The sequence below is a fragment of the Microbulbifer sp. TYP-18 genome (assembly GCF_040932045.1).
GTDB lineage: Bacteria > Pseudomonadota > Gammaproteobacteria > Pseudomonadales > Cellvibrionaceae > Microbulbifer.
In genome coordinates this window covers 1-10,688 of sequence record NZ_JBFRBC010000040.1, presented here as the reverse complement: position 1 = coordinate 10,688, position 10,688 = coordinate 1, and the positions used below count along the sequence as shown (strand labels likewise).

The 10,688-nt window shown below is 57.3% G+C and carries 1 protein-coding gene; it reads left to right on the top strand.

Annotated features, from left to right (window positions below; genetic code table 11):
• Positions 1-10,688 (top strand): amino acid adenylation domain-containing protein (locus ABVT36_RS18065; protein WP_368457804.1); only part of this gene is annotated, 10,688 nt, incomplete at both ends.

Below are 10,688 nucleotides of genomic sequence, written 5' to 3'. Positions count from 1 at the left end.
CCTGGGTATTGAGCCCGGCGAGGTGTTTTGCCAGAAAACCAGTATCGGCTTCGTCGACCACGTAGCGGAGCTGTTTCAGGGACTGGTTAACGGCGTACCGCTGGTGATGGTACCGACGCACACCCTGCAAAGTGCCGGCAGCTTCGCCTCAGTGCTGAACCGCTGGCAGATTACTCGCATCACCCTGGTGCCTTCTCTCTTGGATGCACTGCTTGAGAGCGAATCTCTGCATGTGCCGAATTTGCGGGTGATGTACAGCAGCGGTGAGGCGCTCAGGCTCGACAACGGTAAGGTTTTCCGCGAGCGCTTTCCGGGTGCGCGCCTGGTGAACATTTACGGTTCGACGGAAGTGGGGGCCGACGCCACCGCCTGGGAGGTGGATACCTCTGAAACTGGGGTATTGATTGGCGGCACCTCGCCCATTGGGCGCGGCATCGATCGCCAGCGTGTCTACCTGCTGGGTCCCGCAGGGGAGCTGCTGCCGGAGGGCGCTGTTGGCGAAGTGTATGTAGGTGGAGCTGGCCTTGCGCGGGGTTATCTTGGCCGCCCGGAGCAAACGGCTGAGCGCTTTGTGCCGGACCCCTTTGATGAGGCGGAAGGCGGTGGTCGTTTGTATCGCACGGGGGATCTGGCGCGCTTTGGCCGGGATGGTTGTCTTGAGTATGTGGGCCGGGTTGATCACCAGGTCAATATCCGTGGCTTTCGCGTCGAACCCGCTGAGATAGAGGCGGCACTGTCCCGTGAGGAGGCCATTCAGCAGGCGGTTGTCGGTATTGAACAGCATCGGGGTGAAACGCGAATTATCGCTCACGTCCGTCCCACTCAAGCCTATATGGACGAGCTTGCTCACAAACTCAACGACGACAATCTCGAGCAGTGGACAAAAGTCTGGGAATTCCACTACGCCGACGCCAATACCGCCGAACAGACGGACCTGGATTTTAGTGGCTGGAACAGCAGTTACACCGGCGAGCCAATGCTGCTTGACGACACCAAGGAGCTACTGGCAGGGGCGATGAAGCGTATATTGGCGCTGAAACCGAAGAAGCTGCTGGAGGTTGGGGTCGGCACCGGGCTGCTGCTTTACCGCTACGCCGAACACTGTGAATCCATTTATGCTCTTGATCCATCAGCGGCAGCGCTTGGTGGGATTCAGCAGGAGATAGATAGGCGCGGATGGCGACATATCAGTCTTAGCCAGGGAGATGCACTGAGCATTGAAGCTCTGGCAGGGAGTGATTACGACACCATCGTAATCAATTCGGTAGTGCAGTATTTTCCCAATCGCCTGTATTTTGAGGCGCTGCTCGCGCGCGCGCTGGATTGCATACAGTCCTGCGGCAAAATATTTATCGGCGATCTGCGCAATTATGATCTTCTCGAGGCTCATGCTGCCGCAATTGAACGCAGCCGCCTGGGGCAACGCATTGCCGTCAGCGAATTCAGGCAGCGAGTGCAACAGCGGCTGCGACAGGAAAAGGAGCTTCTGGTCAGCCCCAGTTTTTTTCTTAGCCTGGCAGCGGACACAGCCTCTATTGTCGATGTGGATATCCAGTTGCGGCGCGGCGTTGGCGACAATGAAATGATGCGCTACCGCTACGATGTTGTGTTGTCGGTCGACAAACAAAACGCAGCATCGCGCCCGGTGAATTCCATCGCTGCCGATTTGGCGGAGCAAAAGGCGGCGCTCAAGTGGTTTGACTACAGTGGTGTGGAGGTGCTGCGCGGGGTTCTCAGTGCCGGAGAGTATGAAACCTTTGCTGTATCAGGTCTGTCAAATCCCCGTGTGCGCGAGGATGTTGCCATTGCCGAGGGTGTTAAACACTGGCCCGGCAATCAGCTTGTCAGCCTGAGTGAGCGGGCCGGTCACCTGAATCAGGAATCCATCGAGCAGATGCACGCCTTCGAGGCACTGCTGCAATTTGCTGAACAATGCGGCTACCAGCCTGCGGTCACCTGGTCACAGGAGCGCCTCGATTGTCTGGATGTGGTGTTCAGTCGGCTGCGGGCGCCCTCGGCACTGGCTCGCCACGCTTATAAGCGCCGGCCCTTTGCCAACAATCCCCAACTGCAGACCATAGGTCATCAGTTGTTTTCATTGCTCAAGCCTTCCCTTACAGAGCGTCTTCCCGATTATATGGTGCCGGCCTATTTGGTCGCTGTCGAGCAGTTTCCACTTCTTCCCAACGGGAAAGTTGACACCCGTTCACTGCCGGGGCGCCAGGAGAGTGACCTTGAGCAAATGGAGCATCAAGCACCAAAAAGCGAGGTCGAGAAGATCCTGTGCGAGCTTTGGTGTGACACACTCAAGCTGGATACCGTTGGGGTTTGCCACGACTTCTTCACTCTAGGCGGACACTCGGTATTGGCCACCAAGTTGCTGGCGCGGATACGGGAGGTCTTTGCGGTCGAGTTGCCGATCCGCCAGCTGTTCGATGCCACCACCGTGCGTGAGCAGGCCATGGCCATCGAAAAAGCCCGCTCCGACAATGCCGCATGGTCGCTTGATGCGCCGGCACAGGTGTCGCGTGCGCAACCTCTGCCTGCGTCCTATGCCCAGCAGCGGCTGTGGTATGCCAGTCAGGTCACGGGTGGGCTACCGGTTTACAATATTCCCCTGGCACTGCGTATTGACGGCCGCCTGGACGTTGAAGCTTTAATCGAAAGCCTAGTGGGTATCCACCAACGCCATGAATCCTTGCGTACCCGCTTTGAACAGCGCGACGGGCAGCTGGTGCAGGTGATCGATGACACTAAGCTGTTCGTTCGCCTTGAGCAGGTCGCTTCGGAAGAGGTGCTCAAGCCCATCTACTTTGAAGAGCGACATCAGACTTTTGAGATGGATGGCGGCGTTCTGTTTCGCGTGCGGCTGCTGCGGGTGGACAGGGAAGACTATCATGCGCTGCTGATCACAATGCACCACAGCATTGCTGACGGCTGGTCCCTGCGGATTTTTTTCCGCGAATTGTCGGCTCTATACCAAACCAATCGCGATGGGCAGGCCTCGCCGCTTGAACCCCTGTCCATTCAATATGCGGATTACGCCGTTTGGCAGCGAAAGTGGTTGAGCGAAGGCGTGCTCGACCGCCAGACCGCGTACTGGCGGCAGCAACTCAAAGACCTGCCACCTCTGCTCAACCTGCCCACCGACCGGCCCCGCGCCAGTGAGCAGAGCTTTCGAGGCAGTCTGCAGACCTTCGACCTGCCGGTGGAGCTGGTGGATAAGCTCAAAAACCTGAGCCGCGCCCACAACGCCACGCTCTATATGACCCTGCTTACCGCTTTTGGGATTTTGCTTGGTCGCTACAGTGGGCAAGATGATTTTGCTCTGGGTACGCCTGTGGCAAACCGACTTCGCAAGGAAACCGAGGGCTTGATTGGCTTCTTTATTAACCTTTTGGTTATTCGCTGCCAGATTGATCGACGACAGTCTTTTACCGACTTATTGGCGCGTCAGCGGGAAGTCTCACTACAGGGTTTTGCTCATCAGGATGTGCCCTTTGATTATCTGGTGGAGACCCTGAACCCTGAGCGCAGTGCGAGCTACTCGCCCTTATTTCAGGTGGTATTTGCCTTGCAGAGTGCAGCGACCAAGTCCACCGCTGTCTCTGAGTTCAATCTTAACCCCTTAAGCTTTGAGGCACATGGAAGCACCGTCACCAATGAGGGGACCCTGGAAGGCATTGCGCGTTTTGACCTCACCTTAAGCCTGTCGGAATCGGCGCAAGGAATTAGTGGCTGGGCTGAATTTAATACGGATTTATTTGATCGGTGCACGATTGTGCAGATGCTAGGTCACTACCGCCAGTTGCTTGAAAGCATTGCGGATAATCCGAGTGCGTGCGTGTCGCAGCTTCAGATGTTGAATCAGCAGGAGAGGCTTCGTCAGCTCCACGACTGGGGTCTGCGCAAGGCCCCCATGCCAGAGTCCAGCGGAATACATCACCTGGTGGAGCAACAGGTGGTGCAGAGGCCGGACAGTATCGCCCTGGTGCTTGTGGAGGGATGTGACTGCGCTGTGCACCTTACCTACGCTGAGCTCAACAGGCGCGCCAATCGGCTTGCCCACATTTTGGTGGCGATGAATATTTCCTGTGAAAATCGGGTCGGAGTGCTGACTTCGCGTTCGCTGGACACCTTCGTCGGGATTCTCGCCACACTCAAGGCAGGTGCCTGCTATGTACCCCTTGACCCCAAGCTTCCCACTGGCCGTCTGCGACAACTGTTGCACCCGTCGAGCATAGATCTGCTGCTCAGCCAGCGTGCACTGACAGGCGAGCTGGCCATCGGGGAAATACTCAAAGCAGAAGCGGGAGCAGAGCAAGGGATAGTACCCCTTGTTCTGCTCGATGACTTAAAGCCGGTCGCAAGCACTGGTCCCACGTCCGAAAACCCTCATGTTGTCGTTCACCCTCGGAGCCTCGCCTATACGATTTACACCTCAGGCAGCAGTGGCGAACCCAAAGGTGTTGGCCTCAGCCACCATAGCTTGTGTAACCTGGCTGTTTATCAGGCACGTCAATACGGCTTGGGGCCCCACAGCCGTGTGCTGCAGTTTGCCTCCATCGGTTTTGATGCGGCCACCTGGGACTGGAGCATGAGCCTGACCCGGGGTGCCGCCTTGCACATCATCACAGAGGAGATGGTGACCTGCGCTGATCGTTTGGGCCACGCGGTAGAAGCGCACTCTATTACCTACAGTTTTATTCCACCGGCGCTATTAAGCAGCCTTGCCATTGAGCAATTTGACAGTGTTGGCACCCTCACAGTCGGCGGGGAAAGCCCTTCCCGGGAAGTCTTGCAGCCCTGGCTTGTGGGGCGACGGGTATTTAACGCCTATGGGCCAACGGAAAGTACCGTGGTGGCGACCACCTGTGAGATTCAGCCGGATATGGACCCACCACCCATCGGTGGTCCAATCGACAACGTTTGTGTCTACGTGCTGGACCCGGACAAACAGCTACTGCCAACGGGGGCTGTCGGAGAGTTGCATATTGGAGGGGGCGGCCTTGCGCGAGGATACCCCGAGCGGCCGGGGCTGACGGGAGAAAAGTTTATTCCCGACAGCTTCAGCGGCTGCCCTGGGGCGCGTCTCTATTGCACCGGCGATCTGGTGCGCTATCGGCAAGACGGCAAGCTGATGTTTGTTGGGCGCGCCGACGAGCAGGTCAGTCTGCGCGGCTTTCGTGTTGAGCTGGGTGAAATTGAAGCCGTGCTCAGGCGCCTTCGTGGGGTGGTGGATGCGGTGGCCAATGTGGTAGAGGCGGAGCAGAAGAGGGTCATAATCGCCTATTTCATTCCCGAGGGCGAGGAGGCCGATGGCTTGTCGCTAGCCTGCGAGCCCACCGAATCGCTTTCCGACCAGCTCGGCAAATATTTGCGCAATCAGTTGCCCGTGTACATGGTACCTGCCGCGGTGGTGGAGCTGCCAGCTTTTCCCCTGATGGCAAGCGGCAAAGTGGATAAGAAGCGGCTTCCACTGCCCAAACTGTCAGTCAGGTCCAACTATTCGCCGGCGATGACCACCCAACAGCGGATACTTTGCGGCCTTTGGCAGCAGATCCTGGGACTTGAGTCCGTGGGCATTGACGACGATTTTTTTTCCTTGGGTGGCGATTCCATTTTAGGCATACGGGTAGTGTCCCAGGCCAAAGCTCACAGTCTGCATTTTGACGTTAACCTGTTGTTTAAATACAAGACTGTACGGGTGATTTGCGAGCACCTGTCTGAGGTCAGGCTGCATGCGGATCAGGGCGACTCTTCGGGCAAGCTCTCGCCTCTGCCTATCCAACGCTGGTTTTGGTCCCACAAAACGGACTGGTATCACCACTTCCATCAGTCGCACTCCTTTCTCATTGACGAGAAGATCTCGGCGCAAACCCTTGCCGCCTGTATCGCAGCGCTGCATCGTAAACACGATGCTTTGCGCCTACGGTTTCACCCCGCTGAGGGCGGCTCTGCTCATGACGTGGAGCCGGTTTTCTCCCCCTTTGAAGATAAATTGCTGCACACTTGTGTGCACGAATATGCGCTGAACTCCGATGATTACGCGGATGTTCTTGAGCACATACGCGTCGAGGGCGGGCGGGTGAAAGCAGCCGTGGATTTACGTCGGGGTCCATTGCTTAAGGCACTTATCTTTCGTACCGGCGGCGATAAGTCTTACCTTTTGCTCATCTGCCACCACCTTGTCATCGATGGTGTCAGCTGGCGTATCATTGTCCATGACCTTGAGCAGGCACTCGGACAGTGTCACCGCGACCAGCCCATTACCCTCGGCCCAAAAACCACCGCCTATCAGCGTTGGGCGGAGCATATCGAGCACTATGCGGGCTCCCATCTGCCGGCGGCCACCCGTGATTTTTGGCTAGAGCAGTGGGAAGGTGCTGCCAACACGCTCCCGCTCGACTCCCAGGCGATTTCTGCCGATGCCGATCACACCTTCGCGGATGTCGACATTTGCAGGGCCCACCTCTCGAAGAGGGAAACCCAGGCGCTACTGACCAGTGCCAACCAGGCTTACGGAACCCAGGCCCAGGAGCTGCTGCTGGCCGGGCTCGCCCTGGCCATCCAGCGCTGGACTTCCCACTCGCACTTCACCATCTTGCTTGAAAGTCACGGTCGTGAGAGTGAAGCCTTTGACGGCATGGATCTCAGCGATACCTTGGGGTGGTTTACCTGCCTGTTTCCCTTTCTTCTCGATCTTCGCGCCCCGGCCGGTGAGACCGAGGATAACGCTTTGGCGGCGGCCATTATCACCCTCAAAGACCAATGGCGAGCGGTGCCGAGGCGCGGGCTGGATTACGGAATACTGCGCTATCTGTGCAAAGACGATGACATCGTGGCGCGGGAGAAGCAATACCGGCCGCAATTGATGTTCAACTACTTTGGACAAGTGTCCGCCGACTCACGAGGGGCGACTGCACTTACACCACATCCGGTCGCCAGCGGACCGGACATTGCCGATGGGTTTCCAAGGTCCCATCTGGTGGAAATTAATGCCGAAGTGAGAGACGGTCACTTGGGTTTTCAGGTGGAATACTCGCGCCGCCATTTTAAATCCACGGTCATGGCCACTTTTGGTCAACACCTGCAGGATGCTTTGCGGCAACTTCTGTCCCACTGTGACAGGCGTCAGGAGGTAACCCTGACCCCGGGGGATTTTCCCTCGACAGCTTTGTCGCGCAGTGAGATCCGGGATTTACAGCATCGTTTTTGGCCATTGGTGGACATCTACCCCGCCACTAGTATGCAAGCGGGGCTCATGTTCCACACCTTGCGTGATAGCCGGCGTGAGGCTTATCTCACTCAGCTGTGGTTTGAGATAGAAGGCGCGTTTGATCCGGAGTGCCTGGCCAATGCCTGGCAAGCGGTTATCGAGCGACACGATATTTTTCGAACGGCTTTTGTCGAGGCCGCAGGTCAGTTGTTGCAGGTGGTGCAAGGCCGGGCGAATCTGCCCTGGGAGCACCTCGACTGGAGTGACATTCCCGCAGACCAGGTGGCGAAGCGCTTCGAGATCCTGCGACAGCGGGACAAGCAGGTTGGCATTGACTTCGACGTGGCGCCACTTTTACGTATGACCTGCGTCAGGCTGTCGCCCATCCGCCACCTGTGGTTGTGGACCCACCATCACAGCATCCTCGACGGTTGGAGTATGCCCCTGATATTGCAAGAAGTGTTTAGCACATATCGGGACAGCCTGGCCGACAGATCTGTGTCCAAGGCCCCGCCACCTGCCTTTAAACACTATGTCCATTGGCTGCGCCGTCAGGATCGCCTGGGCGCTATACAATTTTGGGCGCGCGAGCTTAACGGCGTTATGCCCTGTGGCGGGCTGCCCCTTAACGAGAGTGCCTACGAGGGGCGCCCCCAGAGTCGCGAGCGTTGCATCAAAACGCTCGATCCCGGGCTGAGTGAGGAATTGTCGGCCCTTGCCCGCAGCAGTGGCGTCACCGTAAATACCCTATTTCAGGCTGCCTGGGCCTGTGTGTTGAGCCTGGGCTGCGCGCGTGACGATGTGATATTCGGCCAAACCGTATCAGGTCGTCAGGCGGACGTGGCGGGTATCGACAGCATGGTCGGTTTGTTTATCAATACCCTTCCCGTACCTGTCGTGATTAAAGGCGAGCTGACCCTGAAAGCGTGGCTTGACGATATTCAGCGGGCGCAGAGCCAGCGGGAGGCTCACGGATTCTTGCCCCTCAATGACATTCATGGCTCTGGCCAGCGTTTGTTTCACTCACTTTTGGTGTTTGAAAACTACCCTGCTTCGAGTGACCTGACCCAGGATCTGCCTTTTAATTTGTCGAAGGTGAACAGCGATGAGAGTACAGACTACGCCGTCACCCTGATGATTCAACCTCTAAAATCCTTCAAGCTCACCCTGCTGCACGCCAGCGAGGTGATCTCCTCTGCCGCCGCCGACATTTTGCTTGAGCGCCTGGCGGCGGTCCTGGAAGTCTTTACGGTTTCTCCTGAGGCGCGCCTTGGCACGCTGGTTGAGGGATTGGCGACGCAATATCCAGCGTATACGAAGCCTGAAAGCGCTGCGGCTTTTGACGCGGAGTCGAGATTGGGGGACGGACAGGAGCGTCCACTGCGAATTTGGCAGTCGCCAAGGGGCTCCCTAATGGCGATGCAGGAGGTGATTGACCGTGTGCCGGGCGTGATCAAGTCCGCTGTCGTGAAGTTGCCCTCCGGGGCTCTTGTGTGTTGCCTTTTGCCGGCTAAAGGGGAGACACAAGTAGAGATAAGTACGCGTATTCTAGGGTACTTGCGTTCAGGTTCGAAGCCTGAGGTCTTGCCAAACATCATTCACTGTGTGCCCTCATTACCCCTTAACGCTGGTGACTACATCGATATTGACGCTCTGCCCAATCCTGAACAGGGCAGACGCGGAGCCCTTGCCAATGTGCCCTTCAAAGCTCCTGTCAACGGCACACAAGAGCTTCTTTGCGACATATGGCAGAAGATTCTCGGCCGAGAGAAGGTGGGGGTAAACGACAATTATTTTGCCCTGGGTGGGGATTCCATCCGCTCCCTTGGCATCGTCTCTGAGGCAAAAAAGCACGGCGTATATTTCAGCGTCAATGACCTATTCAGCCACCCCTCCATCGAGCGCTTGGCAGAGACAGCGGTTCGACATCAAGCACATGGATTAGACGCTGAGGCCATTGCGCCCTTTGCCCTGATTGACGCAGCTGAGCGCTTGCGTCTTGCGGCCAGCATAGCCGACGAACAATTGTTGGATGCCTTCCCCCTGACCATGATGCAGCACGGCATGGTTGTCCTTGCTCAGCGACAGTCGGCACTCAATACCTACGAAAACCTTCAGCTGTACCAATTCAACCACCCCTGGGACGCCACTGCCTTCGAGCACGCTTTGGTGTGGCTGCTGGACAAGCATCCCATGATGAAAGCCGTTTACGATTTGTCTGGTGAGCGTCCGCTGCAGCTTATTCGCCGGGTGTACCGGCCCGGCCTACGGGTGGTGGATTTGAGTCAGGACAGCGAGGAAGTCGCCCACAAGGCCATCCGCGAGTGGATGCAGGAAGAAAAATCCCGCGGTATCGACACCCAGATGGCCCTTTGGCGGGCCGCCGTTTATCTGCTGCCAGGCGGACGCTTCGTCTTCGGACTGTTCCTTAATCATGCCCTGTGGGACGGTTGGAGTTTGGAAAGTTTTATCGCCGAGTTGTATCAGAGTTATGACCGCCTGCTGCGTGGGCAGCCCTTGCCCGGGGCTGAGGTTATCCCTTCATTCAACCAGTATGTCGCCCTGGAGCTCGCGGCCCTGGAGGACGACAAAGAGAGGAATTTCTGGCAACAGGAAACCGCGGGCATGGCGGAGTTGCCCTGGTGGTCGGGGCGTACAAAGTCCTCCAGTGTCATGATTCGCTGCGATTATTCCCGGGACTTAAGCCGCCGCCTGGCGGCACTGGGCGGTGAACTCGGTGTTGCCGATAAAAGCCTTTGGAGTGCAATTTATCTGGCGCTGCTGTCGTTGCTCAATGGTACCCACAAAGTGGCTGCCTGTGTCATGACCCAGGCGCGACCCGAAATGTCCGGCGCCGATAAAATGGTGGGGCTATTCCTTAACGCTTTGCCCTTGCAGGTGTCGACCCGTCAGGCGTCCTGGCGGCAGTATATTTGCGCTGTAGACCGGTGCCTCAACCGTCAGCACCAACATCGCTTTTTGCCTATCGCCGAGATCCAAAAACTATCGGGACTCGACTTTTCAGCTGCCGTGCTCAACTACACCAACTGGCACATGTACACCCAGGATCAGGCCCGGGAGGGGATCGACGCCCCGAAAAAAATCGACGCCTGGGCGGAGACAGATTATCTCTTTTTGATGGACGCCTACAAAGATGATCGCAGTCAGTGCTTTTGTGCCGATTTGAGTGTCGATGCCGCCGTTTTTGACGAACACAGTCGCCGGCGCATCAAGGTCTATCTCGACAATCTGGTGCGCCAGCTCGTAGAGAGGCCCGATGAGGTCATAGACAGTTCGGCGCTATTGACGAGGCAGGAGCGCCAGGACCTTCTGTTCACCTGGAACCACAATGCGGCGACGGTGCCGGCGGTGGGACTTGCGCAGTTATTCGAAGCCCAGGTGACACGCACACCGGACGCGGTGGCTTTGGTGGCGGGCGACCGGCAGCTGAGCTATGCAGCCCTCAACG